General features: G+C 68.4%; 16 protein-coding genes and 1 pseudogene. 7 read left to right on the forward strand and 10 right to left on the reverse strand.

The window, feature by feature from the left end; genetic code table 11:
* Nucleotides 1-9: 9 nt before the first annotated feature.
* The 4 genes and pseudogenes from ACFRKB_RS29065 to ACFRKB_RS29075 all read right to left on the reverse strand — a co-directional run bounded on the left by ACFRKB_RS29065 (nt 10) and on the right by ACFRKB_RS29075 (nt 3,302).
* The gene (locus ACFRKB_RS29065; RefSeq protein WP_383109504.1) at nt 10-579 is read right to left on the reverse strand and encodes a DinB family protein; all 570 of its coding nucleotides are present in this window, start codon (nt 577-579) and stop codon (nt 10-12) included.
* A 55-nt stretch (nt 580-634) separates the two neighbouring features.
* Nucleotides 635-811, reverse strand: a pseudogene (locus ACFRKB_RS38970) (IS630 family transposase); the annotation flags it as partial.
* A gap of 509 nt (nt 812-1,320) precedes the next feature.
* A complete protein-coding gene (locus ACFRKB_RS29070) occupies nt 1,321-2,010 on the reverse strand; it encodes a response regulator (protein ID WP_383109505.1) in 690 nt (229 codons plus the stop codon).
* The gene (locus ACFRKB_RS29075; RefSeq protein WP_383109506.1) at nt 2,007-3,302 is read right to left on the reverse strand and encodes a sensor histidine kinase; all 1,296 of its coding nucleotides are present in this window, start codon (nt 3,300-3,302) and stop codon (nt 2,007-2,009) included. The genes ACFRKB_RS29070 and ACFRKB_RS29075 overlap by 4 nt, the downstream gene beginning before the upstream one ends.
* Nucleotides 3,303-3,522: 220 nt before the next feature.
* Between ACFRKB_RS29075 and ACFRKB_RS29080 the strand changes: the two genes are divergently transcribed.
* The 3 genes from ACFRKB_RS29080 to ACFRKB_RS29090 all read left to right on the forward strand — a co-directional run bounded on the left by ACFRKB_RS29080 (nt 3,523) and on the right by ACFRKB_RS29090 (nt 8,545).
* Entirely contained in the window at nt 3,523-4,215 is a 693-nt protein-coding gene (locus ACFRKB_RS29080) for an ABC transporter ATP-binding protein (RefSeq protein WP_383109507.1), read from the forward strand.
* A complete protein-coding gene (locus ACFRKB_RS29085; protein ID WP_383109508.1) occupies nt 4,212-6,629 on the forward strand; it encodes an ABC transporter permease in 2,418 nt (805 codons plus the stop codon). The genes ACFRKB_RS29080 and ACFRKB_RS29085 overlap by 4 nt, the downstream gene beginning before the upstream one ends.
* Before the next feature lie 326 nt (nt 6,630-6,955).
* Nucleotides 6,956-8,545, forward strand: coding sequence for an ISL3 family transposase (locus tag ACFRKB_RS29090; RefSeq protein ID WP_463291764.1), 1,590 nt, complete (start codon nt 6,956-6,958; stop codon nt 8,543-8,545).
* Between the two features lie 31 nt (nt 8,546-8,576).
* Here ACFRKB_RS29090 and ACFRKB_RS29095 read toward each other — a convergent pair whose 3' ends face one another.
* Nucleotides 8,577-9,218, reverse strand: coding sequence for a hypothetical protein (locus ACFRKB_RS29095; RefSeq protein ID WP_383109509.1), 642 nt, complete (start codon nt 9,216-9,218; stop codon nt 8,577-8,579).
* Nucleotides 9,219-9,838: 620 nt separating this feature from the next.
* On the opposite strand from ACFRKB_RS29095, the gene ACFRKB_RS29100 reads away from it, so the two are divergent.
* Nucleotides 9,839-10,312 carry a hypothetical protein gene (locus tag ACFRKB_RS29100; protein ID WP_383109511.1) on the forward strand — a complete coding sequence of 158 codons (474 nt, stop codon included), beginning with the start codon at nt 9,839-9,841 and terminating at the stop codon, nt 10,310-10,312.
* Nucleotides 10,313-10,857: 545 nt separating this feature from the next.
* Here ACFRKB_RS29100 and ACFRKB_RS29105 read toward each other — a convergent pair.
* Both ACFRKB_RS29105 and ACFRKB_RS29110 read right to left on the reverse strand, forming a co-directional pair.
* Nucleotides 10,858-11,442: a YrhB domain-containing protein gene (locus tag ACFRKB_RS29105; protein WP_383109512.1), complete on the reverse strand. Its 585-nt coding sequence runs from the start codon at nt 11,440-11,442 to the stop codon at nt 10,858-10,860.
* Nucleotides 11,443-11,759: 317 nt separating this feature from the next.
* Complete coding sequence (locus ACFRKB_RS29110) at nt 11,760-12,536, reverse strand: MerR family transcriptional regulator (RefSeq protein WP_383109513.1); 777 nt, start codon at nt 12,534-12,536, stop codon at nt 11,760-11,762.
* A gap of 220 nt (nt 12,537-12,756) precedes the next feature.
* On the opposite strand from ACFRKB_RS29110, the gene ACFRKB_RS29115 reads away from it, so the two are divergent.
* Entirely contained in the window at nt 12,757-13,920 is a 1,164-nt protein-coding gene (locus ACFRKB_RS29115) for a serine hydrolase domain-containing protein (RefSeq protein ID WP_383109515.1), read from the forward strand.
* A 253-nt stretch (nt 13,921-14,173) separates the two neighbouring features.
* Here the strand turns inward: ACFRKB_RS29115 and ACFRKB_RS29120 are convergent, their stop codons facing one another.
* From ACFRKB_RS29120 to ACFRKB_RS29130, 3 genes are all read right to left on the reverse strand, one after another.
* Nucleotides 14,174-14,611, reverse strand: coding sequence for a transposase (locus ACFRKB_RS29120; RefSeq protein ID WP_383109516.1), 438 nt, complete (start codon nt 14,609-14,611; stop codon nt 14,174-14,176).
* Nucleotides 14,589-15,230, reverse strand: a complete 642-nt coding sequence (locus ACFRKB_RS29125) for a DinB family protein (RefSeq protein WP_383109517.1) — start codon at nt 15,228-15,230, stop codon at nt 14,589-14,591. Before ACFRKB_RS29125 ends, ACFRKB_RS29120 begins: the two co-directional genes overlap by 23 nt.
* A gap of 355 nt (nt 15,231-15,585) precedes the next feature.
* Nucleotides 15,586-15,813 carry a hypothetical protein gene (locus ACFRKB_RS29130; RefSeq protein ID WP_383109518.1) on the reverse strand — a complete coding sequence of 76 codons (228 nt, stop codon included), beginning with the start codon at nt 15,811-15,813 and terminating at the stop codon, nt 15,586-15,588.
* A 431-nt stretch (nt 15,814-16,244) separates the two neighbouring features.
* On the opposite strand from ACFRKB_RS29130, the gene ACFRKB_RS29135 reads away from it, so the two are divergent.
* Together ACFRKB_RS29135 and ACFRKB_RS29140 are read left to right on the forward strand one after the other, a co-directional pair.
* Nucleotides 16,245-16,676, forward strand: a complete 432-nt coding sequence (locus ACFRKB_RS29135) for a GNAT family N-acetyltransferase (RefSeq protein WP_383109519.1) — start codon at nt 16,245-16,247, stop codon at nt 16,674-16,676.
* 1,651 nt (nt 16,677-18,327) lie between these two features.
* Nucleotides 18,328-18,726: a hypothetical protein gene (locus tag ACFRKB_RS29140; protein WP_383109521.1), complete on the forward strand. Its 399-nt coding sequence runs from the start codon at nt 18,328-18,330 to the stop codon at nt 18,724-18,726.
* Nucleotides 18,727-18,867: the final 141 nt, after the last annotated feature.

Below are 18,867 nucleotides of genomic sequence, written 5' to 3' on the forward strand. Positions count from 1 at the left end.
TCAGCTCGGTCAGTCCGATCGTGCTGCTTTCCACCTCCATGAGGTTTGACGAGGGAGGCCGTCGAGCTCCCCGCGGCCGGTGCACCAGAGAAGTACCTGAGTGGGGTCTCCGGGCGGGGCGGCGGGGAAGAGCCGGTTCAGTATGGCTGCGCTCAGCGATGCTGGTGGTAGCCAGTTCACGGACAGGCCCTGCGTGATGTCGTGGGTGTGCAGCAGGGTTTCGGCGACGCCCATCGCTGCGAACCCTTCGGGGTCGCAGGGACCCCAGTGCCAGGCGCGCAGGCCCGGGTGGGCCGTGGCCAACGCGCTGCTGAGCAGCCCGCCGCAGGCGGTGACGGCTTGGAGCACCTCAGCCGGTGAGGCGGTGGGGCGGATGTTCAGGTCGAAGGGAAGATAGGCGTCGGCGGGCTGTGCTGCCAGTTGCCCTGCGTAGGCCAGCAGGTCATGGCCGATGTGTCCTGCTGTCTGCCAGCAGGTCCATTCAAGAGGCCCCGCCGGCACTGTCCAGTCCTCTGCGGTATGGGGGCTGAGCACCCGCAACATCTCTGCCACGGCGGCGTCGACGTCCTGATGGTCCATGCGGAGCTCCTTGCGGTTCGTGTGGTGTGACTGGGCTGTGCCGGTAGTCGTTCGTTCACGCTGCCAGGCACCTGACACGTCCGTCCCGGCGGTTGCCCTTCTCGCTGCGGATACGGGCGCGTTCTTTGCGCTGGGCGGCGAGCACGTCGGGGTGGCGGACGTTGGCGTTGTGCCGGCGCAGGTAGCGGTGCAGGGCCCGGGTCTGCGTGGGGTGGCTGGGGTGGTGGGAGTTGGGGGTCCGCGCCGACGCGCGTACGTCCTGATAGCTCGTGGCCAGCCAGATGGGTGCTCCGTCCAGGCAAGAGCCCGCAGGGATGCGGTTGTGGAGCGCAGGGCGGCGTACGAGGCGAGGGGGTCAGCCTGGAAGGACTCGTTGAGGAGCACGGGGGCCGGGTGCCGGACATGGGCGTGATTGATTCCCCGTCGGCTCGAAGGTGATGTCGTCGGTGAGGTTTTGTGCCCGGTCGCGGCATTGCGGATGGCGGTGGCCACGATGACAGGGTCTGCAAAGGGTATGGCGTTTGAGGCACCCGATGCAGTGAAGTCGACCTCACGCAGTGAACTCGACTTCACGCCGGAGAACTGCGGCCCAGCCTCGCCGAAGATCGGAACGAAACCGCCGTGTGCGACGGCGGTGTGTACGTCGGATTCTCGGTCACCCGCGCTCTGGCACAACCGGCACACCGACCAACAGCCATCCGGTCAGCGACCGCCTACGACCCCTGACTTGGAATCAACCATCTACTGGGCGCCTCCGCGCGGGGCGATCAGCCCCGTCTCGTAGGCGAAGACGACGGCCTGGACACGGTCGCGCAGGTCCAGCTTCGACAGGATGCGGCCGACGTGGCTCTTGACCGTGGTCGGGCTGAGGAACAGCCGGGAGGCGAGTTCGGCGTTACTGAGGCCCGTCGCGAGCAGGCGGAGCACCTCGAGCTCGCGCGGGGTCAGGCCGGACAGATCGCGGTGCGGGGCGATGGTCCGCGGTTCGTCGTGATGGGCGAAGCGCTCGATCAGCCGACGCGTGATCGTGGGCGCGAGGAGAGCGTCGCCGGTCTGCACCAGGCGTAAGGCGGAGACCAGATGTTCGGGGGTGACGTCCTTGAGCAGGAAGCCGCTGGCGCCGGCCGTGAGCGCGGCGTAGACGTAGTGGTCGAGGTCGTATGTGGTGAGGATGATGACCCGCGTTCCGTCCGGGCCGGCGTCGCCGATGATGCGCCTGGTGGCCTCGATGCCGTCCATCTCGGGCATCCGGATGTCCATGAGGACGACGTCGGACCGCGTACGGCGGACCGCCGCGACAGCCTCGGCCCCGTCGGCCGCCTCGGCCGTCACTTCGATGCCGTCCGCGGCCAGGATCATCTTGAAACCGGTGCGTACGAGGGCCTGGTCGTCGGCGATGACGGCGCGCAGCGGTGGCTGGTCCATTCTCATACGGTGCTCCACGGGATACGGGCCGTGACCCGGTAGCCGCCGGTGTTTGTCGGCCCTGCTGTCAGTTCGCCCTTGTAGACGGCCAACCGCTCGCGCAGCCCCATGTGGCCACGGCCATTGTTCTCCACCGGCGGGGAATCCTCGGTGCCGCCGGTGTCCGTGACCTCGATCTCCAGACAGGCGTCGGTGTAACCGATGGCGACGGACGCCTGCGCGCCGCACGCATGCTTGATCGTGTTGGTCAGCGCCTCCTGTACGACGCGATACGCCGTGAGGTCCACCCCCGGTGGCAGCGGATCCGGCGGCAGCGACACTCCGACGTTCACGGGTGTCCCGGCGGCGCGTACCCGTGCGACCAGCGCGTCGAGCTGCGCGAGCCCGGGCTGGGGCTCCAGGCACTCGGGCCTGTCGTGGTCCGGGGCGGCCAACAGGCCCATCACGTGGCGCAGTTCGGCCATGGCGGCCCGACCGCCCGCCTCGACGGCCAGCAGTGCCTCCTTCGACTGCTCGGGCATCATGTCCATCACCTTGCGGGCCGCGCCCGCCTGGATCACCATCACGCTCACATTGTGGGTCACAACGTCGTGCAGTTCGGCGGCGATGCGGGCGCGCTCTTCCTCGACTGCTCGGCGCGTGGCCTCCTCCTGAGCGGCCCGCAGTTCTGTGACCTGGTCCCGGCTGGACGCCAGCCGAAGTTGCAGAAAGCGGACGAGGCTGGCCAGCATCCCGGCCACCAGCAGCACGAATCCCGGGCTGGACCATCCCGGGAGCACGGGGTCCGCGTTGCGGAAAGCGAAACCGGACAGCACAGCGGCAATCACCAGGACGGCAATCGCCGTTATCCGGTAACGGCTGTATACGACGGCGCTGTAGGCGCCGACGACACAGGCCAGGACGTTGATCCAGGAGGCGCAGCTGCCGATGGCCAGTGCTGCGCCCAGCACCACCACGAACAGGGGCAGCGGATACCGCCGCCGGGCTGCCAGCGGCAGCGTCGACAGGACGACCAGGGCCCAGGGCACGGAGGGAGGCTCGTCCTCCACGGGTGCCTGACCAGGGTCGGGAGGCAGGGGCGGAACCGGAACCCCGCTCCCGAAGTTGGCTTCCGGGTTGACGTTCACCGGCCCGTCGCCGGGATAGCGCACCGCCACGAACAGGGCAATGACGGTCAGTACGACCGCCAGCACCACATCGGCGCGCACCGCTCGCCGGGACAGCGGGGCGTCCTTCGCCTCCGGGCGTAGCGCGTCGATGAGCTGCTGACGCCAGTTGCGCCGGTCTTCCGTCACCATCCGTGCATTGTGCTGCGTTTTCCGCGCGGCCCGCGTCCGTCTGTCCGACCAGGGCATTGCCCCAGAGGCCTACTTCTCAGGTATGACTCCGCGGCTGGATCCTCCGCGGGAAGGGCCTGATGTGGGTTCCGCGGCCGACGCGCCCCGTACGCGGCCCCTCTAGGTTCGCAGGACCGGCAACGGCATGTGTCTCTCGCGACCGTAAGGACGGACAACTCGTATGCGTCAAGTGATCGAACTGGAGGGTGTGGAGAAGCGGTACGACAGCTCTGGCGCCCCGGCGCTCGGACCGCTCACGCTCAGCGTCGCCAAGGGGGAGGCCCTTGCCGTGACGGGCCCTTCCGGCAGCGGCAAGTCCACACTGCTGAACCTCCTCGCCGGCCTGGACAAGCCGACCGATGGCGCCGTGATCGTGGCCGGGCGACGGATCGACCAGTTGAGCGAGCACGCCCTCGCCACGTTCCGTCGCGAACACATCGGCATGGCCTTCCAGTTCTTCAACCTTCTCGACGACCTCACCGTCACCGACAACATCCAGCTCCCGGCCCAGCTGACCGGGACCAGCCGTCGCAAGGCCGCGGCCCGAGCGGGTGAGCTCATGGAGTCGCTGGGGATCCAGAGGCATGCCCGCGCCTACCCGGGCCGACTGTCCGGAGGTGAACGCCAGCGGGTTGCGGTCGCCAGGGCGTTGGTCAACCGGCCCGCACTGCTGCTCGCCGACGAGCCCACCGGTGCGCTCGACACCGCCTCGGGTCACGACGTCCGCGATCTGCTGCTGGATCTGAACCGCGCGGGACAGACCATCGTGCTGGTGACGCACGACCTGACGCTGGCGGGGGAGTGCGCGAGCCGCACGATCCACCTGGTCGACGGTCACGTGGCCCTCGACACGAACGCGCAGGCCGTCCGATGAGCCTGTTCGGTACCGGCGCGCTCGGCCGGGTCGTACGCTCCGGGGTGGGCCGGCGGCGGGTGCGGACGGTGGTGATCGCCGTGGCCACGATGATGGCCGTGGCCTCGGCCGTGGTCGCCGGATCGCTGATGATCGCCGCGGCCGCACCCTTTGACCATGCCTTCGGGAAGCAGCAGGGCGCCCACATCACCGCACAGTACGATCCGGCCAAGGCGAACGCGGCGAAGCTGGCGGAGACCAGGAAGCTGGCCGGCGTCACCGCGAGCGCGGGGCCGTACCCGTCCACGGCGTTCCGCCCGGTGGATCAGACTGGCTTCGAACTGCCGACGCTGACCCTGGTCGGACGGTCCGGTCCGGACGGCGACGTGGACCGCGTGGATCTGAAGTCCGGCCGGTGGGCGCAGAAGCCGGGCGAGATCGTGCTCGCCGCGTCGTTCGAGGGACCCTCCACCGACGTCGGCTCCGCCCTGAAGACTTCGGACACCGCGAACGCCTCGACGCTGTCAGTCGTCGGCTTCGCCGTGTCGGCCGGCAGGACCGCCGACGCCTGGGCGACCCCCGCGCAGGTCGACGCGCTGGCGCCAGAGGGCAACCCGCTCACGAGTCAGATGCTCTACCGCTTCGACTCCGCGAGCACGAAGGAACAGATCCTCGCCGCCCGGATGAAGCTCGCCGCCTCCGTGGACTCCGGGGCGCTGCTGGGTACCCAGTCCTGGCTGGACACGAAGTGCGCCGCTGATCAGGGTGCGGCGGCGACCGTCCCGTTCATGATGGCTTTCGGCGTGCTCGGCATCGTGATGTCGGTGATCATCGTCAGCAGTGTGATCAGTGGTGCCGTCGGCACCAGCCTGCGCAGGATCGGCATTCTCAAAGCCATCGGCTTCACTCCGTGCGAGGTGGTACGCGCTTACGTGGCCCAGGCGCTGATTCCGGCCTGCGCCGGCATCGCCGTGGGGGTTGTCCTGGGAAACCTCCTGGCAGTGCCGCTGCTGGCGGACACCGAGGCGGTGTACGGCACCGTCTCGCTTTCGGTGGCCTGGTGGGTGGACATCGCGGTGCCCGCCGCGACACTGGTCATCGTGGGTCTCTCGGCGCTGATTCCCGCTCTGCGGGCGGGAAAGCTGCGCACGGTCGAGGCCATCGCGGTCGGCCGGTCGCCGCGCACGGGGCGCGGTCAGTGGGCGCACCGGGTGATGGGGCTGCTGCCGCTGCCGCGACCGGTGACCTACGGTCTCGCCACCCCTTTCACGCATCCGGTCCGTACCCTCGCGATGCTGCTCGCGGTGGCGTTCGGTACGGTCGCGGCGACCTTCGCGGTGGGGCTGACCTCGTCCCTGGGCGCGATCGGTGCCTCGCAGGACACCGACAGCCGTGCCGCGGTCACGGTCACGACGGTCAAGCTGAACACCCTCGTTCCCCCTCCGCCTCCTCCTGCGGGCGGCGGCATGGCAAGCACGTCTCCCGTGAGCAGCAGTGTGGCGAGCACGTCCGAACCCAAGGCCGCGGACCCGGCGCAGGTGCGGTCGGCCATCAAGGAGCGGGCGGGCACGGGGTCGTACTACGGCAAGACCCGGACCGGGGTCTCCGTGGCCGGAGTCTCCGGCTCGGTCCGGATCAGCCTCTACGAGGGCGATTCGCGCTCCGGCAGCTACGAGATGCTCTCAGGGCACTGGCTCACCGGTATGGGGCAGGTCGTGGTGCCCACACGCTTCCTGGAGAGGACCAGCACCACGATCGGCGACACGGTGCGGGTGACCTATGAGAAGGACGCCGCGAACTTGCGGATCGTGGGCGAGTCCTTCGACACCTCGGGCAACGAGCCGGAGATCCACGCGGACATGGCCAACTTCCCGTCGGCCGAGCCCAGTACCTTCCTCGTCGAGGTGAAGTCCGGTGTCTCCGCCGAGAAGTACGCCCAGAACCTCGCCGCGGCCGTGCAGCCGCTGGGCGGCGACGCCACCACCAACGCCCCCTCGGATCAGGGAGGCATCATCCTCATCATGGACGCGATGGCGGTGCTGCTCACCCTCATTTTGATCTCCGTGGCGGGCCTCGGCGTACTCAACTCCGTGCTCCTGGACACCCGGGAACGCATCCGCGACCTGGGCGTCTGCAAGGCGATCGGCATGTCGCCGCGGCAGACCATGAGCCTCGTGCTCGCCTCGGTGGCCATGATCGGCGTGATCGGCGGGCTGACCGGCGTGCCGGCCGGGTACGCGCTGCACGGCATCGTCATGCCGGTCATGGGGCGTGCCGTGGGTACCACTCTGCCGTCGTCGGTCCTCGATGTGTACGGGCCTGTCGAACTGCTCCTGCTGGGCCTGGGAGGGGTCGTGCTCGCGATGCTGGGCGCGCTGGTCCCGGCCGGCTGGGCGGCCAAGGCCCGTACGGCCACGGCGCTGCGCGCCGAGTAACATCCGGCGGAGCGCGAGCCGCTGGGGCCGGTCCGCCGCATCGAACCTCCGGAGTCGCGGGCGCCAACCGTCCCACCCGAGCCGATCAGCGGGCCCTCGATTCCCGGCATGGCTGCCACGAAGGGGCGAACGTCATCGACACCGCAGCCACCCCAGCCACTCCAGTCACAAGCGGCAGGCACGAATGGCTTTGTCCACGAGAACGGGTTCTGGTCCAACTTCTGTGGTGTGTCTACTCCCTGTGACTGTTGGTCCTGCTCGTAGGTCTCGCGAGATCGTCCGGAAAGTGACGGTGTCGACAACGTTCGGGCTGATGGTTCTGGGCTGTGCGCGAGGTACTGCTCCGATTGGAAGAGCTGCTCTTCCTGGCAGATTCGGGGATCAGGGTGGAGTCGGTCCAGGACGATGGCGAGGTGATCCGAGTTGGTGTCAGTTGCCGGACGGCTGGGGCTCGGTGTCCGGGCTGCGGGAGCTGGTCGGGGCGGTTGCATGGCTCATACCTGCGATTCCCCGCCGATCTTCCCGTGGCGGGACGGCGGGTGGTGCTGCGACTTCGTGTCCGGCGCTTCATGTGCGAAGACGTCTCCTGCAGGCGGCGGACGTTCGTCGAGCAGGTCGCGGGCCTGACCCGGCGGCACAGCCAGCGGACCGAGCGAATGCGGTCAGCCCTTGCCGAGGTCGGCGTCGCCCTGGCCGGCCGCGCCGGCGCCCGGCTGGCCGACGTCTTCGGGGCGAGGGTCAGCCGGAACACGGTCCTGCGGCTGGTCGACACCCTCCCGGAGCCCCAGCCACAGGTCCCACGGGTCGTCGGCATCGACGAGTACGCGATGCGCAAGGGCCGTGTCTACGGGACCGTGCTGGTCGACGTCGAGACCCGCAGGCCGGTTGACCTACTGCCGGATCGTGAAGCGGGCACAGTCGCGGCCTGGCTGGCCGAACGCCCGGGGATCGAGGTCGTCTGCCGCGACCGCGCCCCGTTCTTCGCCGAGGGCGCCAGGATCGGGGCACCCACCGCAGTCCAGGTCGCGGACCGGTTCCACCTCTGGCGCAACCTCGGCGAAGCGGCCGAGCGGTGCGTCTCCCGCCACCGCCCGTGCCTCCGCGCAACCATCGCAGAGCCGGTGCCGGAGAAGGCGCCGGCGCCGGCCGAGAGCGGGGCACCGTGGCCCACCGGGCACCGGTTCGCCGACCGCACCCGCGCCAAGCACGCCACCGTCCACGCGCTGCTGGCCGCCGGCCACAGCCGACGCACGATCCAGCGCCAGCTCGGCATGACCTACCGAACCGTCCAACGGCTGGCCGACGCCGCGAGGCCGGAGGATCTGTTCCAGGGGCAGTGGCAGAACCGCAGGACCAAGCTCGACGACTTCAAGCCCTACCTGCACGAGCGATGGGCCGAGGGCTGCACGAACGCCTGGGTCCTCTGGGAAGAGATCAAGACTCACGGCTACACGGGCGGCTACGGAGCCGTCCGCGCCTACCTCCGGCCGTTCCGCACATCCCCGACGGCACCGGCCGCCCGTCCGCCGTCCCCGCGCACGGTCACCGGCTGGATCCTGACTCACCCCGACACCCTGCCGGAGAGCGAGCGCCTGAAGCTCAAAGTCCTCCTTGCCGGCTGCCCCGAACTGGATGCCCTCACCGGGCACGTCCGCGTGTTCGGGAAGATGCTCACCCAGCTCCAGGGCGACCAGCTTCCGCAATGGATCAAGGCGGTCCGCGCCGACGACCTGCCCAGCCTCCACACCTTCGTCAACGGTCTCGAACGAGATCTCGCCGCCGTCACTGCGGGCCTGACACTGCCGTGGAGCTCAGGCGTCGTCGAGGGCCACGTCAACCGGATCAAAATGATCAAGCGCCAAATGTACGGGCGGGCCGGCTTCGACCTGCTGCGGAAGCGAGTCCTGCTGGCCTGACCGCAGCTGTGATACCCAACAGTGGGTCCGTTCAGTTGATCGCAAGCGGCATAGGATCCAGGCCCAGCTTGCTCCGGCATGAGTCGACGCCCCGGGCGACCCAGGCGGTCACGGCGTCGCGATCTGCCGCGATCGCTTGCAGCTCACGCGCTTTCTCCTGGGCTTCGACCATCCACGGGGCCAGCGGGTCCTCTCGAAGGACTCGCTCGAAGTGATCGCGGGCCGTGTCCGGGTCGCCGACCAGGGCGGCCGCGATCCCGGCGTCGAAGCCGTCCCAGAGGAATCCCCGGCGCATCGGCCTGAGCGTCAGGTATCGGGCGACGCTCGGCAGTGCTGGGAACTTCTCCCTCAGCGCGGTCACGTTCGCAGCCGCCTGTCGGCTGAGTTCGAGTGCCAGCGGCGTGAACTGGTCCTCGGTGCGGAACAGCTCGGAGCCGACCCGGACTGCGTCCACGTGGAAGGCTAGGTGGCCCACGTCGTGCCACAGCCACATCGCACCGACGTGCAGACCGCTGCCAGCAGTGCGTGGCGGGGCGAACTCCACAATTCCCAGCCACCACCCGTGATCATCAATCCACAGCCGCGACCGCCCACGCTGGGCCAGGCCGAGCGGCTTCAGGGACTCCCGCGCCGCCGAGGTGATGATCCGGAGAACCGGACTGCGATCTGCCATGACCGGCATTATCAACCGTCCTACCGACACCCCCGTCGGTACTGAGCGTCACCGGTCCACAGAAGTTGGACCAGAACCCGTTCTCGTGGACAAAGCCAACTGCACATCTCGTCAGCAGGAATGCACCGAATCAGTTGAGCGTACGCACCACCAGCCGGGCAACTCCCTTTATTCCTCGCCGGATCCACTCAAAAAAGTCCTGCCGGCACGGCCAGGTCGGCGGCACCAGCGGCCGCGGTCTCCCGGCCCGCCCCCGAATGGCACGGAGGGCAGGAACGGGGCCAACGGCGCTTTTGCGCACCGCCCCGAGTCGGGAGCGGGCCTCGCGGGCTGGGACACCCAGGGCGGGGCTGCCTGGGCCCCCGGGGGCGGCTGCCCGACCACCCCGTGGACGTCGGTGACCAAGGCGGGAATGTCATCACCGACACAGAACTTGGCCTCAGACGTTCCTGACGGGGAGAACAACACAGTGTTGGACGCCCAGGGCCTCACGTTCGGATCATGTCGAGCTCGTCACCGACGAGCTACGGCCCTCGGGGCGGGCCGTGGTGTTCTCGGCATGCTCGCGACACCGTCCGCGATGCAACGTTCGGCGGCCGGTGAGCGTCTCATCGGGTGTGATGGATCTTCCTGAGACCACGAACCCCGTCGACACCCAGGACGAGCACGAGGATGAGCGAGTGCGGTCCGGCCCGCTGTGGCGCCACGCGCTGTGGGCGGCGCTCGTCACCGCCGCCGGAGTGACGCTGGGGTGGTTGGGCGCCCTGTTCCGCATCGGCCCGGAGGAGTACGGCCTGCCGCCCGCCGCGCCGGGAGCGCTCTGGCCCTATCTGCTCGCCTGGGCCGTGATCGGCCTGGGGCTGGGCGCCATCCTGCGGTTCGTGGCGGCCAAGGTGCCGGTCTACTCCCCGTCGGAGGTCCTCCTCGGCACCGTCATGATCGGCACCCGGCTGTCCCTGGGCTGGCGGCCGGAGCCCATCGAAGTCGCGGGCCTGGCCGCGGCCGCGCTGCTGCTGGTGATCGTCTGGTGCGCCGTCGCACTGCGCGGGGCGGCCGTCGTGCGACGGTCCCAGGACGCTTCCGGGGTCGCCTAGGCCGGTTCGCTTGGATCACTTTCCGCTGGCCGAGGTTGTCGTTGATGAGTCCATGTGACTCACCGCATCAGCGCTCTGATCTCGGTCTTCGGCGTTTTGCCGGCGTGATGCTGCTCGTTCTTGCCCTTCGTGAGTACCGCTCTGGGGCCTCGGTTCTCTGGCTCGTGGCTGGAGCCGTGATCTTCCTCAGTCCTCAGCACTTCGTACACACTCGTAGAGCCTTCGAATTATCCGACAGCACCTGCGGACATCGGCGCATCCAGGCCCAGCTGGACCGCTGGGGCGTCACCGCGGGAATGGAAACTGGTCCGCCGCACCATGCGCGGACGGGGCCTGGTGCCCTGCTGGCCACGGCGGAAGAGGTTCGGCCCCACCCAGGCCGGGGCCGGCCAGGTACCGGACCCGGTCTGCCGCGACTTCACAGCGGATACGCCCGGCGAAAAGCTCGTCGGTGACATCACCTGCGACGGTGGCGCCGACGTCTTCCTCGCCACGTCCGAGAAACGTGACCGGATGCGCGATCGGCGTGACGACTTGCTTTCACGTCATCCCTCGGGTCCCTGACCGGCTCGGCTCGCCGCCCCGCTCAGAATGGTCTCCACGGCAAGTACCGGGTTGAGAGGTTCCACGAGTTCCTTGGTGGCGATGGCCATGAGGCGCGCGGGCGTATCACCGTTCAGCAACGCGTTCACGTATGCGACGGCCTCCGCTGGCGAGAGGACAGGCAGCGTCTGGCGCAATGTCCGTACAGCGTGCATGCGTCCGCGCGTAGCGGCTACTTCGCGTAGTGCATCGTATAGATCGTCTACGGCGGTGCGCACCGGCAGCCCACGTATCCGGGCTCGGTAGTCGTCCTCCCACTCTCCGGTTTTCGCGGAGACGACGGCGATCTGGTGCAGCCCTCCGTCGACGCGGTCGATCAGGTACGGCCCGTTGCCCATCAGCATGTACTTCGAGTTTCGAGTGCGTGCGAACTCTTCGGACTGCCAGGAGACGATCCACACCAGCTCGTGCTCCTCGACATGGACCACAGCCATCCTCACCGCGTCCGCGCTCACAGCCCGCCACTGCCGATAGTCGCGCTCCAGCTGCTCTTCGACAGCCCGAACGGCGGCTTCTCGCTCGATCACGCGTGCAGCATCCCGTACAGGCCCGGTTTCGACCAGCGAATTCCCACGGCTCAGGGCCACGCAGATGGGGCCAACGAACCTCCTCGCCCGGGAGTACAGCAGCTGAAAGCAAGTACTCTGCGCGCCAAAGTCACACGGCAGGGCACCACGAGCCCGCGGGAGCAGAGCATCGCGCTGCGGGTGCTCGCGGCGGCGACCTCCCGGGCAAGTTTGCGGCGAGTTGATCAGTCTTCGGGGACCCGCCACGATCCTCGTCGCATGACGGAATCGGAGGCACACATCCAGTCCGCGGCCCCCGGCCTTCTCCTGAGAAGGCGTTACTGATGCGGGATGTGGATGCCGGCCGCACGCAGGTGCGCTTCGACCAGGGCATTCAACCGGGCGATGGAGGGTCCCTGGTCTTCCCCGTGGTGGTTGACCAGTCCGTACCGGGCGGCGGCGTCGGACTGGTTCTGAAACCCGGTCGGCATCGTCTGCAGCGCACGGTTGGTCAGCAGATTGGCGGCCACCGCGGACGCGAGCCCGTCGATCCGCGGGTCGTCGGGATCCCAGGATCTGGCGTCCCAGCTGCGCTTGGTCAGCTCGATGAACTCGGGGTCGGCGAGCGAGTGTTCGAGCTGGGTCAGAAAGCTGTCGAAGATCTCCGGAATCAGTGCCCGGGCCAGCACCAGACCCTCGCGTTGAACGGACACGTAGTCGGGGCTGAAGCCGAGATCGGTGAGCCGGTCCAAGATCGCGCAGGCCCGGTCGGGCAGAAGGGCCCGGTCGCTGTGGTCGAGCCGGTGCAGCGTGTCGCGGCGTGCGGTGAGGTCCTCGATTCGCTCGGTGAGGCGGCGATGGACGTCGTCCAGGGCGGCGGAGAACCGCTCGGGATCGGCGTCGAGCAGGTCGCCGACCTCGGCCAGTGGTACGCCGGCCCCGGCCAGGGTCCTGGCCTGGATCAGCCGGAGCAGGTCGGCCGACCCGTAGCGCCGGTAGCCGGCACCGTCACGTCCCGGCTCGGCGACCAGGCCGAGCCGGTGATAGTGCCGCACCGTCTTGATCGTGACGCCGACGAACGCCGCCGCCTGACCGATCGTGAGCCCGTTCGCCATCGGCTCAGCACGCCTCCAGACCGTGGGCGGCCGCGGTCTCGGGGCACGGGTTGCGGGCGATCACAGGAGCGAGGGTAGCGCGCAATGACCGGTGCCGGGCAGCCCGTGGTCGCGATGGCGGTTGACCTTGACCTTGGGTCAGCGTGCACGCTCGTCGCGAGGCCGCCTCGAAGGGGCCGGTAGCCACCAGGGCCGACTGTCGCGAGATTGAGGAATGACCATGAGCGAGTCCCTCCACACCACAGAGAACTCCGCTGCCGGACGGGACCGCCCGGAGCTGCAGAAGGCCATCCAGGAGATCGTCGATTCCGGTCTCGCCGGGGTGTCGCTGCGCGTGAACGATGCGCGGGGCGAGTGGGTCGGCAGTGCCGGGGTGGCCGAGCTGGGCGAGGCTGCCAAGCCGCCGGTCAACGGGTACGTCCGGATCGGCAGCAACACCAAGACCTTCACCGCGACCCTGGTGCTGCAACTGGTGGCCGAGGGCAAGATCGAACTGGACACCCCGGCGGCCGACTACCTGCCCGAGTTCGCCCTTGACCGGCGGATAACGGCGCGGATGCTGTTGCAGCACACCAGCGGGGTGTTCAACTTCACCGGCGAGCTCTTCGAGGACGGGACGGTCGTAGCGGGGATCCCCTCCACCATCTCGGGCCAGGAGTGGGTGGACAACCGGTTCAAGACCTACCCGCCGGAAGAGCTGGTACGGCTGGCGTTGTCCAAGCCGGCGCGGTTCGAGCCGGGGACGGGCTGGAGCTACTCCAACACCAACTACGTGCTGGCCAGGCTGCTCGTCGAGAAGGTCGCCGGCCGCTCGTGCGCCGAGGAGACGCAAGAGCGGATCCTGGGCCCGCTCGGCCTGTCGGACACCGTGGTGCCGTACACCTCGTCGGAGATCCCCGAGCCGCACGCCCACGCCTACTACCGGTACGAGGAAGCCGGCCGGCAGAAGACGGTCGACGTCACCCGCCACAACCCCTCCTGGATCTCCGCCGGCGGAGACATGATCTCCACCACCCGGGACCTCCACACGTTCATCTCCGCCCTGGCGGGCGGCAAGCTCCTGCCGGCCGGGCTGCTGGCCGAGATGCGCACGCCACATCCCGAGAGCGGCTTCGGCCTGGGGCTGCGTGTGCAGGACGCGGGCCCCGACGGCGACACGCTCTTCTTCCACAACGGCGGCGCCGCGGGCCACGCGGCGCTGATGTACAGCACGCCCGACGGCAGCAAGACCCTCACCGCCTCGCTCAACTATGTGGACGACGCCGCGATGTCCCTGGCCGAGGCGTTCCAGAAGGCGATGCAGAGGCTCGTCGATGAGGTGTTCGGCGGCGAGCGGGCCGGATCGACTCACGAGGTGGCCGAGCCGACGCAGCCGACGGACTGAGCACCTCGCACCCGTATCCCTTGAAGGTGGGCTCGGGATGGAAGGCAGCCCGCGGGGAGGATCGTCTGTCAGCGCTTGACTCCGAGGTTCGTCGGAACGAGAAGGGCGCGCAGCAGGTTCGTCGCGCGGGCGGGGTCGGTGCGGAGCTAGGTGAGGGGCCGCCAGTTCTTCAGGTGGGCGAAGCCGTGTCCGTTCGACCGGGGCGCGTCCGGCGGCGAGTACCCGGTTGGCGCCCTTCTGACTGGCGGTGAGCTTACGGGCGCGGGCGGCCGTGAAGCCGGTGACGATCACGGGGTCGCCCGGGTTCGGGCCCCGTCAGCGAGCCCCCCTTTTTTTGGCGCGAACGGAGGCCGCGTCGACCATCGCCGCGGTCCGGTCCACCTCGCCCCGGACCCCGAGTTCGTCCAGCACCGCCCGGTGCAGCCGACGCCACAGGCCGGCCTCGGTCCATACCGTGAAGCGGCGATGCGCGGTGGCGGAGGACGTGCCGAACGTCGGCGGCAGCTGCCGCCCAGGCACAGCCGCTGGTCAGCACGTACACCACTGCGGTGAACACGGCCCGCTCGTCACGCGGAGCGGTCCCGCCACCTTGTGGTCGAGCCGCGAACGACGGCAGTAACGGGGCGACCAGCTTCCAGAGTTCATCAGGAACCAGACGCTTCGACAGATCAGCACTCACGGTCGGCATCATGCCGCTCGAACATCAAGATGCGTGGGACAGCCTTCTTCGCCTTGCCTGATGCGGCCGATCTGGCGGCCTGCTCGATCTTCGCGCGGTAGGCGGTGCGGTCGTCCTCATCGATCTGTATCTCGTGTTCGGGGCGCATCCCGGTTCGGCCGTCGACGCCTTCGCGCAGGATGTCGGCGTGCCCGGCGTGCCGGTTGGTCTCGCCGAGGACGTGGACCAGGATGGCGAACAGGTTCGTGTTGGAATAAGGCTCCGGCCACCACGGCACGTGGCCGGGGGCATCGAGGGCAAGCTCGTCGATCGTCGCGTCTGAGTGTTCCCACGTGCGCCGGTAGGACTCGATGATCTGGTCGCGCGCCTCGTCCTCAGCCGCCCACAGATCGCTGCCGTCGTGGTCCTGCCACCGGGGCAGCGGTTGCGGGGACGGCCGGTCGAAGACCTCGCCGAAGTACCTGGCCTCGACGCTGGCCACGTGTTTGACCAGGCCGAGGAGGTTGGTCCCGGTCACTGTCAAAGGTCGGCGGGCGTCGTACTCGGACAGGCCGTCGAGTTTCCAGAGCAGCGCCTTGCGGTCCCGCCGCAGTCTCCCGTGCAGGCTGTTCTTCGCGAATTCATCGATCATGCGGCATGAGCCTGCCATGGGCTACTCGTGGCCTCAAGATCCCGTACGTCGACCACCGCAACGACCGGCAGAGCCGAAGCCTGGCCATGGCCACCGCCCTGAGCTATTCAAGAAGCTCGCGGAACTTGCCACGTGAGACAACCTCTGAGGCGACTGCTGGGCGTGCGTCATTGTCGCGCCCATGGTCGCGGTCTTCCTTCTGCTCTCGGGCGACCTGTGCCTGCCGCCGTGAACAGGCAGCGACCTTCTGTGCTCGGCCGTCAACTCCGTGGTTGGAACGAGCGCCCTGGCCACAGGTCACGTCGCCCCGGAGACTTGGTCTTGGCTGCCCTGATTGGTGCGGCTTACGGCGCCGTCATGACGGGCTGAGGGCGGTGGCCATGCTCTTCTGAGTGGCGTCGGCTTCAGCGAGACGGACCACGTCGCGTGCCAGGTCGACGCCTTCGAGACTGCGGCGCGTCTCTGCCTCGCTGTCCGTGATGTCGCGCGCTTGCGTGATCCGCCAGGCCATGCCGCGCGCGTCCAGCTCTGCCTTGCGGGCTGCGGGGAGAATTGTGGTGTCTCCCCGGTGGTTCTTCTTCATGCCGTTTATGCAGGTTGCGGTAGTAGCTGACCGGTCTTGCCGAGGGGATAGCCGTCCTCGTCGACGTAGTCCTTGCGACCGTCGCGGAGACTGCCGTGCTGGGCGGTGTAGCGGTCCGCTGCCGCGACGAAGGCCATCCACGCGCCCGTCTTGCCCGCGGCGCCCGGCCGCCGGCCCAGTTCCTTCAGCGTGGCCAGTTGGGCCCGCTCGAGAGTTCCCTCCCGCCACTCTTCAGGTAGCGCTTGAGTCGCGCGCCGAGGTGTAGCCGCTGTATGGCTTCCACTTGACGGGAACCTTCAGATGCCCGTGCTCGGCCGCTAACTTCGCGCATGTTGTCAGATGCGGCTCGGGAGCGTCGAGGTGTGCCGTGTCCGGAGACAGATTGCGTCAGCCACTACCGTCGTGTGGGCAGAGGGAGGCAAGATGGGCCTGTGATCACACAGATTTCGCGGGCGGACTTGCCACTGCTGGAGAAGGCGGTCCGTCACTTCCGGGGAGCTGTGAGAATCGACGCGATTGGGGCGTTCTCTGACGCGCCCGGCGCACTCGCCTTCGTGGCGGCCGATGAGACAGAGATCCTTGGGTGGTGCTGGGGGCACCATCTCGCGCGCCCGGACTCGTCATCGATGCTCTATGTCCACCAGCTTGAGGTGGCGGAAGTGCACCGGCGTCAGGGCGTCGGACGTAGTCTTCTTCGAGCCTTCATGGAGGCCGGTACGAAGGCTGGAGCCACGAAGATGTTCTTGACCACGGGTGAGGAGAATCTGGCGGCCCGGTCGCTCTACGAATCCCTCGGCGGTGGGCTTGCTGCGCAGGGGCCAACGGTGAACTACTGGTTTCTTCTGGGTCCGCACCAGGGGTGAGCGCGGCTATTGGGTGTCGTGAGGGCCACCAGGGTTGATCGTCTTCGTGAGCTGGGTCAGGGGAACGAAGTTGTCGGTGGTGCTCAGCTCCCTTGGGGTTGGGCCGGCCGGGGCGAGGGTTCTGCCAAGGCGTTCGACGAGGGCGGGGCCCGCTTTACGGTCTCCTTCAAGGGCTACGCGTTCGTCGTCGGTCAGTACCAAGTCGGCCTTCGGCCGTCCCGTCCTCGACATCGCGTCATGATGCCAACCCGCTCCCAACTCACGTAGCGACTCTGCGACTCAGGACACGAGTCGCCGGTACCGCCCGTTCCACGCCCCGCCCCCTGGGTACTTCGCACTCCCTCGGCCACTCCACTCCAACCACCCGGCGAAACCCACGGGTCAGACAGCGAAATCCTCTGGAGTACCAGGTTGTGTTTCCTCGATCAGCTCGTACGGCTCCAGACGATCTATGCCGCAGACTGCCGCCCACGGTCAGCGTGAGCATTCCGAGAGCAGGTCACACAAGTCCTGTGACCTGCAACTTCAAGTTGGCGGAGGCTCAGTGCGCACCATCCGGTGGGCCGTGCGGTTCATCGTGCACAACTCATCGCGCCGTGGCTCACCGGTGCGGACCCACGCGCCGCCGCCCGGCTGCGCGCTCCCGGCAGATGTCGGCAGCCGAGCGGGGAGTTCGCCGGCGCGGAGCCTCGCCGTCCAGCAGCCGGCCCGACCGTTGAACTCCGGGTGTGTGGTATAGCGTCGGCCACGGTCAAACCCGGCCAGTCCACGGGCAGTTGAGGCGAAACGGACGCCCATCGGCGGTGACCGTCAGATCGCGGACAAGGGGCCCTCCTCACGGTGGCCCCGGCCCGCACGCCGATCCGCGTGCGAGGCCGGACGACCGCCGACCCGGCTGGCAGGTCAGGAGGAGCGAGGAAACCGTGCCCGTAGCCGACCGCCCCGCCCCTTCCCATCGCTCCACGCGGCCACGATCACGGACCCCCGGCCGCCGCGCCTTCGCAGCCTGGCCCGGCCGCGCCCATCGCTTCGGCTGCTCGGCAAGCCCCGGTGAGCTGTTGCCGTCGACGCTTGCGTTCCCACTGCCGAAGCCACTTCCGTGCCCGGCACTCTCCCATCCGTCATCGAGTCCGGGGGCTGGTTACCTCCGCGGCCGGGGGCCGGCGCCCGGCCGCTGGCCGGACGCGGACGACGGGAGGGCGAGCCTGGGCCGGACGGGCCTTGAAAAGCATGAACCGGACGGTGTCGGCGTGCCGCTGGGCGGCGGACGATCTGCGCTCGGAAGCGCGGGGCGTCGTCTACTCGCCTTGCAGCTTTGGCCAGCTCGCCGTCGACGTCGACCTTGCAGATGCATCCTCACGGCCTTCGTGCTGAGTTTGTGTTCCTTGGCCGGATCACATGCTCAGCCGAAGGCCGCCTGTGTGTAAGGCAGTTACCAACCTGAGTGATCAAGTACGGGATGTCGTTCGAGCCACGAGATTAAAGATCGAGTTGGGGAAGCTGGTTGACCGTGGCGGCGGCCGTAGAGTGATCACTCGTTTGGGTGGAGAATGTGCTGCGTGGTGTCGTGGGCGCGTGGCCGGGGATGTTGCGGAGGTCTCATCGCCGTTCCGGTGACGGGACCCAGCAGTGTTGATCCAGAGGGGAATCCATGCCGGACAATCAGTTGATCACGGCGCAGGACACCGCAACCCGTGGCGGAAGCCCGGACTCAGCAGTGGACCGGGTGGCCGACTTCTACGGGGCCTACATCGACGCTGTCTTTGACGGCACCGACGACCTGGGCACGGAACTGCGCGCCCACTACCTGACGCAGGACTTTCAACAACGCCTGGCTGCCTGGGAGGAGGTCAACCACGCTGATGGTGTCTTGCGTGCCCAGGACGTGCCCACTCGTTGGGAAGTCCGGTACCACGACAACGGCGCCGGGCACCTGTTCACCACGGTCACCCTCACCTGGGGCACCGGTCCGGATGCCGGACACACGGTGTTGGCGGTGCAGAGCGATCTGAGCACCAAGCTCATCTCGGACATCGAGGACGGCGCCTGAATCGGAGTGCCGAGAGTCCTGGGGCATGGTCATCCACGCAGCCGAAGCCGGATGAGGGCGAGAGGAACCATGCCCCATCCTCACGGGTCAGTACACCTGAAGGGCGTCGTTGTGGGCGACCAAACGCGCACGACCAGGGCG

This window comes from Streptomyces scopuliridis (genome assembly GCF_042790125.1).
In the GTDB taxonomy this organism is placed as follows: Bacteria; Actinomycetota; Actinomycetes; order Streptomycetales; family Streptomycetaceae; genus Streptomyces; species Streptomyces scopuliridis_A.

Coding starts and splice junctions, on each gene's coding strand:
- ACFRKB_RS29065 (WP_383109504.1), bottom strand. CDS start 579: ATGGACCATCAGGACGTCGACGCCGCCGTGGCAGAGATGTTGCGGGTG.
- ACFRKB_RS29070 (WP_383109505.1), bottom strand. CDS start 2,010: ATGAGAATGGACCAGCCACCGCTGCGCGCCGTCATCGCCGACGACCAG.
- ACFRKB_RS29075 (WP_383109506.1), bottom strand. CDS start 3,302: ATGGTGACGGAAGACCGGCGCAACTGGCGTCAGCAGCTCATCGACGCG.
- ACFRKB_RS29080 (WP_383109507.1), top strand. CDS start 3,523: ATGCGTCAAGTGATCGAACTGGAGGGTGTGGAGAAGCGGTACGACAGC.
- ACFRKB_RS29085 (WP_383109508.1), top strand. CDS start 4,212: ATGAGCCTGTTCGGTACCGGCGCGCTCGGCCGGGTCGTACGCTCCGGG.
- ACFRKB_RS29095 (WP_383109509.1), bottom strand. CDS start 9,218: ATGGCAGATCGCAGTCCGGTTCTCCGGATCATCACCTCGGCGGCGCGG.
- ACFRKB_RS29100 (WP_383109511.1), top strand. CDS start 9,839: ATGGATCTTCCTGAGACCACGAACCCCGTCGACACCCAGGACGAGCAC.
- ACFRKB_RS29110 (WP_383109513.1), bottom strand. CDS start 12,536: ATGGCGAACGGGCTCACGATCGGTCAGGCGGCGGCGTTCGTCGGCGTC.
- ACFRKB_RS29115 (WP_383109515.1), top strand. CDS start 12,757: ATGAGCGAGTCCCTCCACACCACAGAGAACTCCGCTGCCGGACGGGAC.
- ACFRKB_RS29120 (WP_383109516.1), bottom strand. CDS start 14,611: ATGATGCCGACCGTGAGTGCTGATCTGTCGAAGCGTCTGGTTCCTGAT.
- ACFRKB_RS29125 (WP_383109517.1), bottom strand. CDS start 15,230: ATGATCGATGAATTCGCGAAGAACAGCCTGCACGGGAGACTGCGGCGG.
- ACFRKB_RS29130 (WP_383109518.1), bottom strand. CDS start 15,813: ATGAAGAAGAACCACCGGGGAGACACCACAATTCTCCCCGCAGCCCGC.
- ACFRKB_RS29140 (WP_383109521.1), top strand. CDS start 18,328: ATGCCGGACAATCAGTTGATCACGGCGCAGGACACCGCAACCCGTGGC.